At 44.6% G+C, this 18134-nt stretch carries 17 protein-coding genes; 10 read left to right on the top strand and 7 right to left on the bottom strand.

Features of this window, described 5'->3' with window-relative positions:
* The first annotated feature begins 97 nt into the window (after positions 1-97).
* The gene (locus BSZ04_RS02400) at positions 98-352 is read left to right on the top strand and encodes an Lpp/OprI family alanine-zipper lipoprotein (RefSeq protein WP_010451046.1); all 255 of its coding nucleotides are present in this window, start codon (positions 98-100) and stop codon (positions 350-352) included.
* Positions 353-378: 26 nt separating this feature from the next.
* Here the strand turns inward: BSZ04_RS02400 and BSZ04_RS02405 are convergent, their stop codons facing one another.
* Genes BSZ04_RS02405 through BSZ04_RS02420 form a run of 4 tightly spaced genes read right to left on the bottom strand, consistent with a single transcriptional unit; the run spans position 379 to position 4494 of the window.
* Positions 379-1305, bottom strand: coding sequence for a L,D-transpeptidase family protein (locus BSZ04_RS02405; RefSeq protein WP_081641259.1), 927 nt, complete (start codon positions 1303-1305; stop codon positions 379-381).
* Positions 1306-1311: 6 nt separating this feature from the next.
* A complete protein-coding gene (gene phrB / locus BSZ04_RS02410; RefSeq protein WP_088879402.1) occupies positions 1312-2727 on the bottom strand; it encodes a deoxyribodipyrimidine photo-lyase in 1416 nt (471 codons plus the stop codon).
* 23 nt (positions 2728-2750) lie between these two features.
* Positions 2751-3554, bottom strand: a complete 804-nt coding sequence (locus tag BSZ04_RS02415) for a MerR family transcriptional regulator (RefSeq protein WP_038887438.1) — start codon at positions 3552-3554, stop codon at positions 2751-2753.
* Complete coding sequence (locus tag BSZ04_RS02420) at positions 3544-4494, bottom strand: YbgA family protein (RefSeq protein ID WP_088879403.1); 951 nt, start codon at positions 4492-4494, stop codon at positions 3544-3546. Before BSZ04_RS02420 ends, BSZ04_RS02415 begins: the two co-directional genes overlap by 11 nt.
* Before the next feature lie 397 nt (positions 4495-4891).
* On the opposite strand from BSZ04_RS02420, the gene deoD reads away from it, so the two are divergent.
* The 4 genes from deoD (at position 4892) to BSZ04_RS02440 (ending at position 10343) form a co-directional block, all read left to right on the top strand.
* Entirely contained in the window at positions 4892-5602 is a 711-nt protein-coding gene (deoD, locus tag BSZ04_RS02425) for a purine-nucleoside phosphorylase (protein ID WP_005375140.1), read from the top strand.
* Between the two features lie 68 nt (positions 5603-5670).
* Positions 5671-7140 carry a hypothetical protein gene (locus BSZ04_RS02430; protein WP_010451034.1) on the top strand — a complete coding sequence of 490 codons (1470 nt, stop codon included), beginning with the start codon at positions 5671-5673 and terminating at the stop codon, positions 7138-7140.
* Between the two features lie 152 nt (positions 7141-7292).
* Positions 7293-8759, top strand: coding sequence for a tetratricopeptide repeat protein (locus BSZ04_RS02435; RefSeq protein WP_088880221.1), 1467 nt, complete (start codon positions 7293-7295; stop codon positions 8757-8759).
* A complete protein-coding gene (locus tag BSZ04_RS02440) occupies positions 8760-10343 on the top strand; it encodes a diguanylate cyclase (RefSeq protein WP_038887443.1) in 1584 nt (527 codons plus the stop codon).
* Positions 10344-10439: 96 nt separating this feature from the next.
* Here BSZ04_RS02440 and BSZ04_RS02445 read toward each other — a convergent pair whose 3' ends face one another.
* Entirely contained in the window at positions 10440-11330 is an 891-nt protein-coding gene (locus BSZ04_RS02445) for a DMT family transporter (protein ID WP_088879404.1), read from the bottom strand.
* Between the two features lie 146 nt (positions 11331-11476).
* Between BSZ04_RS02445 and BSZ04_RS02450 the strand changes: the two genes are divergently transcribed.
* The 5 genes from BSZ04_RS02450 to BSZ04_RS02470 all read left to right on the top strand — a co-directional run bounded on the left by BSZ04_RS02450 (position 11477) and on the right by BSZ04_RS02470 (position 16476).
* Positions 11477-11863 carry a DUF3302 domain-containing protein gene (locus tag BSZ04_RS02450; RefSeq protein ID WP_005438987.1) on the top strand — a complete coding sequence of 129 codons (387 nt, stop codon included), beginning with the start codon at positions 11477-11479 and terminating at the stop codon, positions 11861-11863.
* Complete coding sequence (locus tag BSZ04_RS02455; RefSeq protein ID WP_088879405.1) at positions 11863-12993, top strand: HlyD family secretion protein; 1131 nt, start codon at positions 11863-11865, stop codon at positions 12991-12993. Before BSZ04_RS02450 ends, BSZ04_RS02455 begins: the two co-directional genes overlap by 1 nt.
* A gap of 310 nt (positions 12994-13303) precedes the next feature.
* Positions 13304-13852, top strand: coding sequence for an ECF-type riboflavin transporter substrate-binding protein (locus tag BSZ04_RS02460; RefSeq protein ID WP_005432209.1), 549 nt, complete (start codon positions 13304-13306; stop codon positions 13850-13852).
* A gap of 6 nt (positions 13853-13858) precedes the next feature.
* On the top strand, positions 13859-15640 hold the full coding sequence (locus BSZ04_RS02465; protein ID WP_088879406.1) for an ABC transporter ATP-binding protein: 1782 nt from the start codon (positions 13859-13861) through the stop codon (positions 15638-15640).
* Positions 15637-16476: an energy-coupling factor transporter transmembrane component T family protein gene (locus BSZ04_RS02470; protein WP_088879407.1), complete on the top strand. Its 840-nt coding sequence runs from the start codon at positions 15637-15639 to the stop codon at positions 16474-16476. Before BSZ04_RS02465 ends, BSZ04_RS02470 begins: the two co-directional genes overlap by 4 nt.
* Positions 16477-16561: 85 nt before the next feature.
* Here BSZ04_RS02470 and BSZ04_RS02475 read toward each other — a convergent pair whose 3' ends face one another.
* Both BSZ04_RS02475 and BSZ04_RS02480 read right to left on the bottom strand, forming a co-directional pair.
* The gene (locus tag BSZ04_RS02475) at positions 16562-17278 is read right to left on the bottom strand and encodes a carbonic anhydrase (RefSeq protein ID WP_088879408.1); all 717 of its coding nucleotides are present in this window, start codon (positions 17276-17278) and stop codon (positions 16562-16564) included.
* 287 nt (positions 17279-17565) lie between these two features.
* A complete protein-coding gene (locus tag BSZ04_RS02480; RefSeq protein WP_088879409.1) occupies positions 17566-18021 on the bottom strand; it encodes a GNAT family N-acetyltransferase in 456 nt (151 codons plus the stop codon).
* Positions 18022-18134 lie beyond the last annotated feature (113 nt).

Below are 18134 nucleotides of genomic sequence, written 5' to 3' on the forward strand. Positions count from 1 at the left end.
ATCATGTACTGATAAAATGTTCATACATTTTAATTCGCGACTATATGACAGAGAATGTATAGAGCGTAAATTCAACTATAAGCAAGGAGTTCTTAACATGAACAAAACGTTGATCGCAGCTGCTGCAACTTCAGTACTTCTACTAGCAGGTTGTGCTTCATCTGATGATGCAGCAACAGCTAACGCAGCAAAACTAGACGAACTAAGCAACCAAGTTAGCCAGCTAAGCCAAGACGTTCAAGCGCTTCAATCTAACGTTCAAAAATCTGGTGAAGCAGCTATGGCAGCACAAGAAGAAGCTGCACGTGCTAACGAGCGTATCGACAACATCGCTCAGTCTTACACTAAGTAAGATGTGATTCCGCGCTTTAACGTTTGTTAAGGCGCGGTTATTTCTACAGGTACACCATTCTGCGCAGCAATCGCTGCTTTTGCTTTCGCGTTCGTCATCCCGTATTCATCCAACCACCAATCCAACGCTTGTGGAATTTGTAGGTGATCTTTTTCGCCATTACTGCGAGTTAATGGTTCATGTGCCTCAACAAATACACTGCGGTCTGGTTCAAGTGCTACTTTTACCGGTTGGTTGATGATCTTCACTTTTTCACCACGGCGCACCTTGTCGAACAACCATTCGATGTCATTAGGGTCCATTCGAATGCAACCCGCACTAACGCGCATACCAATACCAAAATCTTTGTTAGTACCGTGGATCAAGTACTCTCCATGACCATACGCCAAGCGCAATGCAAACATACCTAACGGGTTATCCGGTCCAGCAGGTACAACGGCTGGGAGGTCAATGCCCTTCGCTTTATATTCTGCGCGGATGGAAGAAGGTGGTGTCCAAGTAGGGTTGGGACGCTTCTGACTGATACTCGTTGTCATTTCGGGCGTATCACGACCTATTCGACCAATACCAACCGGAAAAACATGAACCACACTTTCCTTTGGCGGAAAATAGTAGAGGCGCAGTTCAGCAAGGTTAATAACAATGCCATCGTGAGGAACGTCAGGCAGAATGAGCTGAGTAGGTATTGTAAGTACGTGCCCTTCTCTTGGTAAAAAAGGGTCTACGCCTTTGTTGGCTGCCATTAACGCCAGCATACCAACATCATATTGCTTAGCAATGTTCGCCATGGTTTCGCCCTGTTCGACCACATGGTTCTCCATGCGACCAATCACTCTCGCCCCGTCTTCCGGCAATTCGTACATCTTTGCGAATGATAAGCCACTCACCAAAGACAACGATACAGACAATAGGGTTCGTTTAGCGACACACATCAGACGCTTCTTACTAGGCATCTCTCTCTATTCCTTGGCGTTTTTAAAGAGCCGTAAGGTTATCTCTCTTTCTACCTTGTGATCAACCATCGGCTTGTGATAATCCAGTAAATTAAAACTGCTCCATAGCCAAGGGTTATGAATAAACTTATTTGGCACTTCTTTAATTTCCGGCACCCAATGGCGAACAAATGTGCCATCAGAGTCAAACTTCTCGCCCTGACTGATTGGGTTAAAAATACGGAAGTAAGGTTGCCCATCGCACCCCGTAGATGCCGACCATTGCCAACCTCCATTGTTGGCAGCAAAGTCTCCATCCACCAGCTTACTCATAAAGTACGCCTCCCCCCAACGCCAATCGATATGAAGATCTTTAGTTAAGAAGCTTGCCACTATCATGCGTAGGCGGTTGTGCATCCAGCCCGTCTCATTGAGTTGTCGCATGGCAGCGTCAACGATAGGATAGCCAGTCGTTCCCTTTTTCCAACGCTCGAACGCCGTTTCATCATAAGACCATTCAATCTTATCTTCCCAGGGAATAAAGCCTTTTCCTTTTACTAGCTTTGGTTCAAACACTAATAAGTGCTGGTAGAACTCTCGCCAGATGATTTCGCTCAACCATGTTGCTTTACCTTCAGTAAGCTCAGAATGAGGACTCTCAGCATAAAGCCTAGCGATACATTGTCTTGGCGATAACGCACCAATCGCAAGGTAGGGAGATAGTTGGCTGGTTCCATCAACAGCAGGAAGATCTCTTTCCGCTTTATAGGCATCACTGCGCACTCGAGCAAATTCTCTTAATCGGTTGAGGATCTCTCCGGTCGAGACGTGCCATTGCTCACTTGAGTCACGTGAATAAGAAAAAGCCACATCAGCATGATAGCGATCAGTTTCAACTGGCTTAAGTGCATCATCAGATAGCTTTAATTGCGGTTCTGGTTTCCACACCATCGGCATTTGGAACTTCGCCAGCCAAGCACGTTTAAAAGGAGTGAAGACTTTAAAGTAGTCACCCTGCTTGTTTAACACCGTGGTTGGCGCATGAATACATTTGTCGTGGAAAGCTTCGAACGTGACGTCGCTTTTAGCAAGAACCTCTGAAACCTCTCGGTCTAGCGCTTGTTCATTGACCTCGTAATGGATGTTCGCCATGACGCTTTCTGCGTTCAATGATATTGCCCAACCCTTGATGACCTCAGTCACGTCAGAAAATTTGGGTACTTCTTTATACAGAAGTGGGATATTAAGCTCTGTTAGCTCTTCTTCAAGATGCACCAAACGTCTTGCAATAAGGTCCGCCTGCATGGGTGCCATGTGGTGTTCTTGCCATTGCTCTGGCGTTGCAACAAAACCGGCAACAACAGGCTGCCCAGAATCAAGAGCAGCCTTAAGCGCTGTGTGGTCTAACGTTCTTAGGTCACGTCGAAACCAAACCAGGATCATGTCGTCTCCTTACTAGGGTATTTTTAGGCAGCAAAGTGCAGCTTTTCTATCACTTCCGAGAACTGCACTTTTTCTGGAAGCTGTGTTTGCAGCATGGTTAACGCTTCCACCTGCTTAATAGGCAATGCTTTGTTAGAAAAGAAGTGAATGAACTTGTAACGAGACAGCACGTCGTGATCAACCAAACCAGACACGTCTTCGACTTTATCGATCAAAGTAATGTGATAGCCCTGCTCGCACAGTATTGCGGCTTGTACCCAACTTTCTGATTCCCGTGCTTGTTCAAAGCTTATCAATAGACATTTTCCTTTTGATGCAGCTTTATTCTCTGAATCAACCACTAGCGCGAGACGAGTAATCAAACAGGTTTGGAACAAACCAAGTTGTAGTGAACGCAGCGAGACCTTCACTAAATCTAATGCTTCAAATACTGGATTTATCAGCTGTTCAATCACAATATTAAGTGGGTACTCTTTTAATACGTTAGATAAGAGCGTTTCTGTTTTGCCACGATTAAGCTCCGACAAAGCTTTCAGCATCACTTCAACTTCTTCTAGGCGTTGGTTCTCTGTTGTCACATCAACGTCTGATTCTTGTCCCAGTAGCCCTTTCACCTTACCGATAGCAACGCCTTTCGCTAGCCACCCCTGAATCTCTCGGATTACGTCCAGATCCTGTTGGCGGTATAAACGATGCCCTTTTTCCGTTCTTTGCGGTTGAATCAAGTTATAGCGTCTTTGCCAAGCGCGCAGAGTAACGGGCTTTACACCCGTTAACTCAGATACATCTCGAATCGCGTATAGTTTTTCTTCCTGGCTACAATCCATAACGAAGTCTCATCTCCTGTGGGTATGGTTCTAGGTATTTCTGTTTTTGTAAGTACGCATCTGGGTATGCGTTGAGATAGTGCTTAATTAACGTTAACGGGGCAAGTAATGGTAACAAACCAGTACGGTAATCACTGATCACTGTCGCTAGTTCTGCTTTTTCATCACTGTTCAGTGAACGCTTAAAGTAACCTTGTAAATGCATCAACACGTTGGTGTTGTTTTTACGGCTCGCGCGGTTTTGTAGTGCTTTCATCAAACCTAGGCGATATTCGTTATAGAACTCTTCAATTTCATAGTTCGCCACATCGGCCACTAAGCGCCCAAGAGAACGGTACGATTCGGGGTGATGCGCCATCAGCGTCAGCTTGTAGCGCGAGTGAAACTCGATAATTTTACCGCGGGTTGGCTCTCCATCCATCGACTCATAAAAATCATTCAAACAGTAAACGCGAGTAATAAAGTTTTCTTTCAGTACCGGATCGTTGAGGCGACCGTCTTCTTCTACTGGTAACCACGGCATTTTTTCTATTAACGTTTTGGTGTACAAGCCAACACCTTCTTTTGCCGCGTTGTTTTTGCTGTACACCTTTACACGTTCCATGCCGCAAGTCGGCGACTTAGCGCAAACGATGTAACCGCACAGCTGCTCACCTTGTAGTTCGTTCACTTTATTTTCTGAATAAGCGAGCATGTTGTCTGTGTGGTCGTTGTCTGGATTTTTAGTCTCAACTAAGGCGATTCGTTCTTCGTTACTCACTAAACGAATAGTAGGGCGAGGTACCGACATGCCTACACCTACTTCAGGGCAAACTGGCACAAAGCTGAAGTAGCCGTCTAATTCCTTCGTTACGAAGTTGCTGATTTTATGTCCTGAATCGAAACGTACTCGTTGTCCAAGTACACAAGAACTGATACCGACTTTGATTGAAGATTCCATAACGAAGCATCCTATACAAAATGTTTTGTTGTATAACTTATAGCAAGTCAATTTAAATTGTACAAGAAAATAAATTGTACAATTTAATCGTTTTACTCACTCTCCTCGAATATCGATCAGAAACTTTGAAGAAAAATTTTTGTGGTTAAAGCCGAGATTTTGTGCGCGCAATCGACAAACTGCTCAAAAGCAAATCGATTGCCTTTTTGCTTTCAACAGATTTAGTTATCAACAGAATAATTGAACACTAAAACCCATGATTTTGTGACTTATCTCTCAAGGGTGTATTGCGTGTCCCGATATTATTACCCCAACGAAAACGAACAAGTTCAACAGAATTGGTAATAGCCTTCTATAATAAAGGCGATTTATCAGAACAAGACTTTGGAGAGCACTTATGGCAACCCCACACATTAACGCACAACCAGGTGATTTCGCTGAAACAGTTCTAATGCCAGGCGACCCGTTGCGCGCTAAATACATCGCAGAAACTTTCCTGGAAGATGTAAAACAAGTTTGTGACGTTCGCAACATGTTCGGCTTTACTGGCACATACAAAGGCAAGAAAGTGTCTGTTATGGGTCACGGTATGGGTATCCCATCTTGCTGCATCTACGTACACGAGCTAATCGCTGAGTACGGCGTGAAAAACGTTATCCGCGTAGGCAGCTGTGGTGCAGTACGTGACGATGTTAAACTAATGGACGTTGTTATCGGTATGGGTGCTTCTACAGACTCAAAAGTTAACCGTATCCGTTTCAACAACCACGATTTCGCAGCAATCGCTGATTACGGCCTTCTAGAAGAAGCTGTTAACCAAGCGCGTGCTCAAGAAGTACCAGTTAAAGTAGGTAACGTATTCTCTGCAGACCTATTCTACACACCAGAAGCTGACATCTTCGAGAAGATGGAAAAACTTGGCATCCTAGGTGTAGATATGGAAGCAGCAGGTATCTACGGCGTAGCTGCAGACCTAGGTGCGAAAGCTCTAACTATCCTAACAGTTTCTGACCACATCATCCGTGGTGAAAAACTAAGCTCTGAAGAGCGTCAAAAGTCGTTCAACGACATGATGAAAGTTGCTCTAGAAACAGCAATCAACATCTAAGAAATACTTAAGTAGTAATTTGCAGCCGGGGCCTGACCGGCTGCCTGAATTATCCCGAGGGGGCGATTGTGTCTAACGGCGAACTGCCAAAAGACGCAGATGGGTTACAACTCAACTTTTGTAAAACATTGGCGTGTGACAACTTTGGATTGAGTGATGCAAAACGTTATGTGTTGCAACATGCTAACCCTAAACGTCCGGCGATGGTCTGCCGTGAATGTGGAGCTTTCCCCCCCTTACTTAACAATCGCGATGTAGTGAATGAACTTCATCGTCTTCGTCACGTACACAGTGATGGCTTGCCTGCATGTCGCAACGATGAATGTGACAACTTCGGACTTTCAGTCCACACCCACAAACACCTTTACCATGCTTTTGGCTACAGCGGCGATCGTCAGCGTTACCGTTGTAAAGAATGCCAAAGCACCTTTGTAGATAAATGGTCTGGTGCTAACAAGAAGCTACAGTTTCAAGAAAACCTGATGGGTTTGTTGTTTACAGGTTATTCCGTACGTGAAATCTGCCGTAAGCTCAGTATCAACCCAAAAACGTTCTACGATCATGTTGATCATATTGCTAGTCGTTGTCGCCGTAAGCTTGCGACTATTGACGCTCGCTGGGTCAATCATGCTGACCACTATGAACTTGCCTCTAACTTTGTCTCTCTTCAGCCACAAAGCAACAATGGCGTTTATTGGATCGTTTCAGGGGAAGCGCACTCGGGGTACATCCTGTGTCAACACGTAAACTATTCCTCGAATGAAGAGCCTGTTGGCTCTATTGATCATAACCCTTACGAAGACATTTCACGTTTTGTGTCTCAAGATTACACAGCAGAGGCCAGCGAAGCACTACCAGAGCCTTCAACAAAGCTACGTGAACGTATCGACCAAAAATACCAAACCATTTTGGCGAGAGGCAATGTGGAAGATCCTCTTGGTAATTTCTCAGTATTCCATTACCCATCCAAAGGGGCATTGATCAGGCCTCCTTATACGTCTTACGCACATTATCTCCACGTTTTGGATATGTGTAGCTCAGAAAAACGCGTGTCTATCTACATGCCACAAGACCCACTGCTCCGCTCTGCAGCGTTGAGCGTTTGTCTATCACGTATTCAACAAAAAAATGTTGATCTTTTATACGTAGAAGAAGATCCAGAATGGGACATGTCGGCACCATTTGGCAAAGTAGATATTGCATATATGAGCTGGTGGCGGGATCGTTGGGCTATTTCATCTCAAAACAGCGCACACAAAGGCATTTGCTATTTAGCAGGGGACAGAAATACCCCTGAATCGTGGTTCAACATTGCAACGACGAAGCATATTCAGTTTTATCAAAACCGTTTTCAATTGTTATTTGAGAGCTTCATCAACGAGCCACGTCGCAAATTGAGACCTGGGGGGCTTTTGCCTCTTTTAGATATTTTCAGAGCTTGGCATAATTTGTGCTATCAGGATAAACAAGGACTGACAGCGGCGCAGCGATTAGAAGTAACGGATGCGCCACTCACTATCAAACAGCTGTTGTCCTAATTATTTGACATATTACTCAGTTATGAGTGGTAATGTCCCAACGTTTAGGTATACATTACAGTATTCGATACCTTTTCTGTTTACATAATGCACACTCATATATGTAGACATCATTAGGCACGTTGTCTGTTCGATAGTCATGGATGTGGACTTTGGATAAAAACCAGTTTCAGTTAGAAGCTGAACTCAATGAGCTAAGAAGGCATATCAAGCCTAGCCCAGCAGCAACATTGCAGCTTGCAGAGCAATGTAGAGTGCGTGCGGAACAAATCCTGTTTCCAGAAGGCGAAATCCAGTCCCTTCTCATCATGTCTCACTGTTGCTGGTGCGTGATGGAGTATCGAAAAGGTCTAAAGCTCATCAAGCAAGCCTACAATATACAAAACCAACTCGATACCGACGACTTCCTACCTGAAATCCTCCATGTCTTTGCTCTACAGTACTGGGGCCAAGCAAAGTATTACTCAGCACAGCAATACTGGATCAACGCGTTAGAGCAATCAGCCTTGGTTGACGACACCGCAATTCAAATTGAAGCCCTCGTTGGTCTCGGAAATGTATGGCGAATTACCAATGATCACGCCCTTGCCGCCTCCACGCATGAACTTGCCGTCAAAGTGGCAAATAGTGTGCGCAATGCCCCTCTAGAAGGAAAAGCCCGTATTCTGTTGGCTTGGGATTACTACCTTCTTAACCAATTTGTTGAGATGCTCACCGTTTTAGACGGGGCCTCTGAAGTCCTTAAAGATCACGACGACAAAACATGGCAGGCAGAGATATGGGATTTTAAAGGGCTAGCACTGTTAGGCCTAGAGAGACTCGATGCCGCAGAAGAAGCAACTCAACGCGCTCATACTCTCGCAATGGAACATGATCTTGTCTGGATGAAAGCGCATTCTTGTATAAGCCAAGCGCGATTGCAGTTGCTACGCAAGAATACATGTACTGCTAGCGAATTGCTTAAAGCTGCTGAGCAGTCAGCGCTCGCTTTTGATAACGGTGAGTTACTGAGCCAGATTTGTTTCCAGCAGTCTCGTGTAGCAGAGGAACAAGGTGACCACCAAGCGGCATTTCTTGCATTCAAAAAATATCGCAAGTACGCGTTAAAAATGCTCAAAGAACAAACTCACCGCCTCAGCATGGACAAAGCGCGCAGCTCAAAACGACAACTGGAGCAACGGGCTCGCAAATTGATCAATCGAATTCAAGCTCAGTATGAATACAATCCTGAAAAGCAGTTTTCGAACGTGGTATCAGAGACTTACTGGTGGGAGAAGCTCGTTCTATTTAAGACCGAGTTAGCACGTTCCAACCACGCCGTCATTATGATTGAACATGATGACCCCGCATACCTTGATATTTGCACCGAACTCGTTCATTCACTTACCACGACGAACGACCTGATTTCTCGATTGAGCACCAATCGCTTAGCAATGTTAGTCGCGGATAAAGGTGATGCCGCCGAGCAAATATTCCATGTCATCCAATCAATGATAAAAATTTACCCTTGGGCAAGAAAAGGCCTAGCTGTAAAGCAACCAATTATGTATCTACAGGATATTCTTACTTTCCCGTTCACATTAGAACAACTTGAAGAAAATCGTGCAGAGGCATCATAGATGGAACAACTATTAAATAAAGTCACCGATGCTGGACTAGACCCAACTTCTGTCAATGGTGAAGAAGCTTTAATTCTCTGGTCTCACGTTCGTCAACACGTTGCATCAACAAATAGAGAAAAAGCTCACTGCTATATTATCAGTGCTGAATACCGAGCCGAAATAAAGCAAGTAACAGAGAGCATTCAGGAATTAAAACTTGCTTTAGACTTGTTGAGTCTGCCTGAAGATGCCGAAGACATCCTAACAATAAAATCCAGTTTGAGTAACAGAATGGTAGAAATCGGAGAGTATGCTCAAGCGCTCAATGAGTACACCACCACCACTACGATTGCGGTGGACTATGGATTTATTGATGAATACGTGAAAGCAGTCATCGGAATGGGCAACTTATGCGATGCGTATGGCGATCACAACCGAGCATTGCGGTACTACCAAAAGATCGATGCCATTGATCATGCTATTAGCAGTCGTTCATTGAGACTGAGATACAAGCTTTATATGCTCGCATGTTACATCAAGCTACGTAGGAGTAACGCGGCAGCCGAGCTTTTGGTTGAGTGTGAAGAGCTGAGTATTCTTGTTAGTGATAAAAACCTAACAGGACAAATTCGCTTGTATCAGGCCAAAATACACCGCTTGAACCAAGAATATGATAAAGCACTGCTCGCTCTCGCTAAAATCCAATACACAGTGGGCAACCTTCACACCCCATGGCTGTCTACAATGGTGAAAATGGAGGTCGCAAGTTGCTTGAGCTATTTTGGTCACAAACAACTTGCAAACATGTTGCTTTCATCGCTCGCTAAGCGTATTCCCACTCAATCGTCACCTATTTTGGCGAAGTATTTTTATAACGCTATGAGCAATGTGTGTGCATCTCAATCTTATTTCAAAGATGCCCTCACATATGAAAAAAAAGCATTCCAAATCGAATCCGATTTGGTCAAACATATTCCTATAAGTGAACTAGGCTCCGCACAACTAAGAAGGCTCTCACGTTTTGAGCTACAGCTTAAACTCATTTTATCTGAAATCGAGAACAAAGAGCTAAAAGAGACAACACAGCAACATAAAAATACCGTGGCTCAGCTTCAACAAGATGTGTTTACCGACCCACTCACATCACTGCATAACCGTCGTTGGTTGGAGGTGAAGCTGAAGGATTTGTTGCTCCACGACACCCCTTTTGCACTTTTGGTGGTTGATATCGACCATTTTAAGTCGATCAATGACGAGCTAAGCCACTTAGTAGGCGACAAAGCGATTCAAAATGTATCAAAAGAACTAGCAAATTATTTCAAATTCCGGGGAGCCTCTTGTGTCCGATTCGGTGGTGAAGAGTTCTTGGTCATTCTTGAAAACCACGAACTCGAAATGGCCGAAATGCACGCCGAAAACTATCGAGAGCGTATTTATCAGTTTGGCTGGCACGAGATCTTGGGGGAACGGGGCTTAACTGTTTCTATTGGCATAACCACTCACCACGAAGGAGAAAACACTCAACGTACCTTCTACCGAGCGGATAAAGCACTCTACCGCGCCAAAGCGAATGGTCGAAACCAAGTGTGCACTGAGCTATAAGCCAAGTCCTCAGCGATAAAAATCCCTGAACAACAAAAACGCCCCAACCATAACTGGGGCGTTTTTGCATCTTTCTTCAACTTACTAATGAAAAGCTTAAAGGAAGAACAGCGAAATACCACCGAGCGCGACTAATGTCCCTATCACGCTCTTCGCTCCTACCTTTTCGCCTTTCATGGCGTAAATCACCAAGATAAACAGCGGGCTAGTGGCAATTAAGGTTTGTGCGATCGCTGGGTTCGCGTATTTCAAAGCGATTTGTTGTAGCCAAAGCGCAAGGAAGGTACCGACAAAAATCGCCAATAGCAGCCATCCCATGACCTTCTTACCCATCTCTTGAATATGTTGCTTGATGCCTTTAAACGGTGCAGGCTCAACAACTTTAATTACCAAGCAAACCGCAACCACACCAATGCTGAGTCTGATTAATGCACCCAACAAAGGTGGAAGATCCCCTGCCACCAATGCATAGTGAGAAATCACCACGCCCGAGGCTTGGCATACACTCGCCAACAGTCCAAACCCAATGCCACTCCAATTTGTTTCTTCGCCTGAAGAAGAAGGTTGAAAGACAACAAAAGTCACTGCTGCGGTTGTCACCACTACGCCAAGCCAACTTTGTAATGTCAGCTCCGAACCCAGAAACACCAAAGCAAGCACACCCGATAACGGTGGAGCAAGAGATTCCAGCAATAAGGTTTTATTCGGACCAATGCGCTTCAACGCGGCGAAGTAAGCACTATCACCAATGGCAATACCAATCACACCGGAAACCGCTAATACAGCGAGATGTATTGGTTCAATTTGTGTTGGTATACCTTGCTGCAAAAACGGCATAACCACCAGCATCATCGCCGACGCAATAATGCCTTTGACTATATTCAACTGCATCGCGGAAAAACGATGGCTGAATTGACTGTATATCCATGTCGCACATGCCCAAACGATTGCGGCGCTTATCGCGGCAATCTCACCTGAATATTGCACTGCTTACTCCTTCGTATTGCATGCCGTATCTCTCAATAACAGCGCATCGAGTTATAAATAACTTGATTCACTTATTGTTTCATCAAATACTTAAACAGTTAATTTACGTAAGTTTTTCTATTTAGCAACAAGCACAGGGAAGTAAGATGTTTCTAGACTATTTTGCACTTGGGTTACTCATTTTCGTTGCTTTGGTTATCTTCTACGGAATCATTGTGATTCATGATATTCCTTATGAAATAGCAAAAGAGCGCGAGCATCCCCACCAAGACGCTATTCATTACGCTGGCTGGGTAAGCCTTTTCACACTTCACGCCCTTTGGCCTTTCCTTTGGATTTGGGCGACATTATGGCGCAAAGAACGAGGCTGGGGCTTCAAACAACTCGAACAAGAAACGCATGATATCCATCATCGCCTCGAAGAGTTAATAGATGAAGTCAACGAATTGAAAAAAGAAGTCTCTACGCTGAAAGGTGAAAAGCCAGCATCAAGCACTCCAGCACAAAAAGAACAAGGTAAGGAGGAACAATAATGGATTTACTACTGGTTCTGACTTACGCCGCCTTATGTATCGCGATTTTCAAAATTTTCAATATACCACTCAATAAATGGACAGTGCCAACAGCCGTACTTGGTGGTGTTGTGTTGGTCGGTACACTCATCTTATTGATGAACTACAACCACCCGTTTACCCAGATCGGCAACCAAGTGTTCTCAACCACCCCTGTCGTTTCTGGCGTTCGTGGCCGAGTCATTGAAGTTCCGGTTCAACCAAACCAACCGCTACAAAAAGGCGATGTACTTTTCCGTATAGACCCAATTCCATTCCAAGCGGAAGTAGACAAACTACGAGCGAAAGTAAAAGAAGCGAGCCAAGGCGCACTTGGTCTTGAGTCTAGCGTTCAAGAAGCTCAAGCTGCCGTGCTCAAAGCACTTGCGGAACGTGATAAAGCGCAGCGCGAATTTGATCGTTACCAACGTGGTTTCGATCGTGGCGCATTCACTGAGCAACAATTGGATACTCGTCGCCAAGCATTCAAAGCAGCCCAAGCCGCTTTAGATGTTGCGCAATCAAAGCAAGAACAAGCGCAAATCGCACTCGACTCTGAAGTTGGCGGAGAAAACACGCAAGTCGCGTCACTATTGGCCGAGTTAAGAAAAGCTGAGTTCAATTTAGAGCAAACCGTCGTAACCGCACCAACGGATGGCTATGTAACGCAATTGGCACTGCGTCCAGGTGTGATGGCTGTACCTTTACCGCTTGCACCAGTAATGACCTTCGTTCATACAGAAGAAAAGTTATATACAGCAGCATTTCGTCAAAACTCACTGCAACGTCTTGAGCCGGGATTTGAAGCCGAGTTTATGTTCCGAGCTCTACCGGGCAACGTATTTAAAGGCGAGGTCGTTGAAGTGCTACCAGCGATTGGTGAGAGCCAATTCCAAGCGCGAGGTTCACTGCTTGGTACAGAAGCTCTGCGCACCAGCGGTCGCGTGTTCGTGACTTTAAAAATCACGGATGACCTAGAAGAGTATCATCTGCCGATGGGTACAGCAGTTGAAGTCGCCGTTTACTCAGATAGCTTTACCCACGTATCTATCATGCGCAAAGTACTTATTCGTATGAAGAGCTGGCAAAACTACCTATACCTAGACCATTAATTTATAGGTGAAAAAACCATCACAAGGTGTAATCAGGGGCTGACAGTCAGCCCCTGTTTTCATTCTAGCCATCCAGACAGATAGCATTCCCACTTTTATCAATATTCTGTATAATGCGCGCCTTATTTTTGATGCTTGCTGAAAAACTAAGCCAGTCAATGAGGTGCGTGAATTCAGTCACACATTTCTTGAAGAAAAATAGAGCAAACAATAAGCAGCTTGGTTGTTTCCAAACTTTGTTACACAATCAGCGCTGCAAAACAAAGCAAGTGAACGTTCTTTAAAATCGACAATTGAACTGAGGTTATCTATGAATCTTTCTGCTAAAACCGTGGTGGTTATTGCAATCGGTGCTGCACTATACGGCATCGGCGGTTTGCCAATGTTTGGCATCCCTGTGTTTGCAAACACGACGCTGAAACCAGCAATGGCGGTATTGGCATTGTTCTCAGTATTATTCGGCCCTCTGGTAGGCTTCTTGGTTGGCTTTATCGGCCACTGGGTTACCGACCTATTTGCAGGCTGGGGCGTATGGCTCACTTGGGTACTTGGTTCAGGTATTGTTGGTTTAATTATCGGTCTTTTCCCTTCTCTGACTCGCAACCGTTTAGAGAAAGGTGACTTCAATATGAAAGACTTCGCGTTGTTCGTGGTGCTTGCTCTGTTGGGCAACGTATTCGGTTATGGCTGTTCAGCCTTCCTAGACACCATTTTGTACGCAGAACCGTTCACTAAGGTATTCACACAGCTGTCGATCATCGCGCTGGGTAACACTATTCTTATTGCTATTGTGGGCTTTTTCATTCTTAAGTCTGTCGCAAAACGTAACAAGCAAAGCCGCAACTTAACAGAGGCTTAATGTCGAATGACAATCGAATTTTCTAACTTCTCTTTTAGATATGAGTCGCTGGACAAACCGACGCTAAAAAATATCAATCTAAGGATAGAGAAAGGAGAGAAAATCGTCATTATCGGTCCAAGTGGTAGTGGTAAATCTACCCTTGGCCAATGTCTTAACGGACTGATCCCACACGCTATCAAAGGGGAAACCAGTGGCAAACTGACCATCAATGGTCAAGACACCGCCCCTTTTGACATGCACCAATTCACCGAACAAGTTGGTACCGTACTGCAAGATACGGACAGCCAATTTGTTGGGTTGAGCATTGGTGAAGACATCGCATTCGCGTTGGAAAACCAATTGATGTCTAACATCGACATGTACCCTTTGGTCAAAGCTACAGCCAAAATGGTCGATTTGGAACAGATGTTAGATCGCTCTCCTCACGATTTATCCGGTGGTCAAAAGCAGCGCGTTTCTTTGGCGGGTATTTTAGTCGATGACGTTGACATCTTATTGTTCGACGAACCATTGGCAGCCCTTGATCCGAAAACGGGTAAGAAGACCATCGAGATTATCGATGAACTGCACCGTGAAACGGGTAAAACCATCATCATTATCGAGCACCGTCTTGAGGATGTTCTGCACCGCTCTGTTGACCGCATCATCCTAATGGAAAGCGGTGAAATCATCGCAGACACCACACCGGATGAGATATTGGCATCCCATCTTCTTGAGGAATACGGTATTCGTGAGCCACTTTACCTTTCCGCGTTGAAAGAAGCGGGCTGCGCGATTGAAGGCGATGCAAAGCCATCGAGCTTGAGCACACTGCCATTGACGCAATACCAAACCGCCGTCAGCACATGGTTTGAAGCCTCAAAAGCAACCAACGTTGAAAAGCAAGCCGAGACTCTTCTGGCTGTTCGTAACCTTACCTATTCCTACGATGGTGAGAAAAACGCGCTTGAAGACGTTAGCTTCGATGTAAAACGCGGCGAGTTCGTTTCGGTTTTGGGTAAAAACGGTTCCGGCAAATCCACCATCACTAAGCTTGTGATGGGCGTGATTGAACCAGACCAAGGTTCGATGATGTTGAACGGCCAAGACTTAAACGAGCTAACCATTTTCGAGCGCAGCCAAAAGGTTGGCGTGGTAATGCAAAACCCAAATCATATGATTTCGCATCACATGATTTTCGACGAAGTGGCTTTCGGCCTGCGTAACCGTGGCGTTGAAGAGAACCAAATCGAAGCGAAGGTATTGGAAGTCCTTGAGCTGTGTGGTTTGAGCAAGTACCGCCATTGGCCGATTGAGGCCTTAAGCTACGGTCAGAAGAAGCGTGTGACGATTGCATCAATTCTTGCCTTAGAGCCTGAGCTTTTGATTCTGGACGAGCCTACTGCAGGTCAAGATTATCGTAACTACACATCAATGCTGAGTTTTATCGAGAAGCTTAATCGTGAACTTGGCATTACGGTGATGATCATCTCTCATGACATGCACTTGGTCTTGGAATACACCACTCGTTCCATCGTGATTGCTGATAGAAAGTTGATTGCTGACGCACCAATGACCGAAGTGTTTAGTTCCCCAGCACTGTTAGACCAAGCGAACTTGGCGACAACTAGCTTATATGAACTGGCGACTGAGTTAGGCATTGAGAACACGAACGACTTTATGCAGCACTTTATTGACGTTGAAAAAGCACGTCGAGAGGGTGAAAACAAAGCCGATGTACAAACTTCAGAAGCTCAAGATTCACAAAATAATGATGCTGAAAACATTGAGAAAGTAGTGGCATGAAAGACAACAAGATGAAGTTTGGTATCAACTACATCGATACCCAATCACCACTGCACCAGTTGAACGGCATCACTAAGTTTTTGATGTTCATCGCTTGGGTAACGGTAGTGCTTACGACCTTTGACCTGCGCATTATTGCTCTACTGATCATTGTTGGCTTGGCTCTGCTGAAAATGACCAAGGTGCCATTTCGTGTCTACAAACCACTCCTAATTGGTACTGGTAGTGTATTGCTTATTAACGCCTTGTTTATGTTTGCATTAGCGCCGCAGCAAGGCACTGAATACATAGGCTCGACGACGGTGTTGTTGTCGTTACCGGGTAATTACTCACTTACCCAAGAGACCCTGTTCTACCTAGTCACGGTGACACTGAAATACTTCAGTATGTTCCCGATTGCGTTAGTGTTTGTGTTTACCACGCATCCTACTGAATTTGCAGCAAGTTTGAACCGTTTAGGTGTGCCTTACAAAATCGCTTACGCAGTCAGTTTGACCTTACGTTACTTGCCAGAAGTGAAGAAAGACTTCGTGAACATCATGCACGCTCAACAAGCTCGCGGGGTAGAACTGAGTAAGAAAGCCCCTCTGTTTACGCGTATGAAGAACGTCGCTAAGATTTTAGGGCCATTGATTTTCTCTAGCCTAGATCGAGCAGACCAAATTTCTAACGCGATGACATTACGCGGTTTTGGTCGCCACTCATCTCGTACTTGGTACAGCCTAAAACCGTTAACCAAAGCCGACATGATTTGTATGGCAGGCATTGCCGTGATTGTTGCAGCTGCGATTAGCAAGCGAGTCATAGACACTCACCTGTTCTGGTATCCATTCTAAAAATACAGCAATTGGCTCACTAGGGAGCCAATTGCTTCATTCAACTTCTCTACAGCTAAAATCTAGCTTGCTCTTCAAACTCTCACTAGTTTTCAAGAACCATACGCGCGTTCAACGCTTGAATCGGACGATTATTAGCTCCCATAACCTTTGCAAACTCTTTGACTTGCTCTGGTGAGATACTCTGTGCCTCTTTAAGCACCAACCAACGCACCCCTTCAGAACACGGAGGCGTCGTCAAAGAGCCATTGAAGCGGTAGTACTCTTTATCCATTGGGATCAGAGCATCTGCATCAAATGGAGCTTTAATTGCCACATTTTGCTCATTATCAGGGATATTTTGTAAAAGCTTAGCTAGAGCAGGGTTTGCTTCACCAACTTTAAAGAATACTGCAACAACAGCTAAGTTACCGTCTTCGTCAGAATGTACAAAGTGCGCTTCCAGTGGGTACTCTTTGCCATCAACATGGTTTTCCGATGGCGTATGGAAGTGGAATTGTTTCAAAGTAAAGTCTTTGCCATCAACCTTCAGTGTATTGTTGCCTTCCAAACTCGTTTGCAAAGTGTGACCGTTGTTTAACAATGAAATCACTTTACCATCATAATTAAACTGTAACTTAGCTAACTTTGCCTCAATTGTAGAATCAATATTAATTGGACTTTGGTTTTGGCCTTTTGCACACTCAGAAGCAAACTCTCCCCAATGGGCAGGACCATGCTCTCCTTCATATCCCCAGTTTGCTGCATTTGCAGTTCCTGCTAGCACTAAAGATAATCCAATGGCAGTCAGTGACTTGTTCATAACGGGTTCCTAATATCGTTTTAGGGTTGGCATAAAATGCAACGGTATATCAACTCATACCGTATACTTCGATAAGTGAACGCGTTGATAGCAAACAAATGTTATCGGACTGTCAGAGGATTATTTTCACCATAAACTTCAGCGAAATATTGGAAGCAAATGCTCTAAATATGAAACTAATATTATTGTTAGGTATAAGTAGACCTGACTAACATTCAAAGCTCCTCCATCTTTAAACCGGAGATGTTTAAGGCTTTATATCTAATACCAGCTAGGAGCGCGCTTTGTTACTCATCAGAAATTAAAAGCATCGGCAGGTATCGAATTCCATCTTTGACTTGCTCTTTATCTATCGGCTTAAAGCCTAAGCGCTTGTAGAAACTCACAGCATTAACCGATGCTTTCAGTTCTATACTTGAAGATCCGCTACGTCTTCGCATTTCAGACACTAGTTTTCTACCAATACCTTTTTTCTGGTACTTCGAACTGACATAGAGCTGCGCAATATAATTTCCTTGCCGCCAAGATACATACCCCACTATTTGGCCATCTTTAACCGCTTTAACAGAAGTATAAATATCGGTATCTATGGCTCGCTTGATATCGACTTGACGAGCCTTTCTCATATTCTTTTGCCCCTCAGGACTCAAACAAGGAATAACAAACTCTTCGTTTACAGCTTCACCAAGCGCTAAAACGGATTCTTGATCTTCATAGGTTACCTTTTCATAGGAAATATTCATCTCTCCTCCGAATCACTATTTGGCGTACAACCACGTCATCAGGTAAAAATATAATCTAGGAAGATGCCTCTGGTTCAGGACGCGAATGTAGAGCACTTTCTGAACGGTGTATT

It is taken from the genome of Vibrio rotiferianus (assembly GCF_002214395.1).
Classification (GTDB): Bacteria; Pseudomonadota; Gammaproteobacteria; order Enterobacterales; family Vibrionaceae; genus Vibrio; species Vibrio rotiferianus.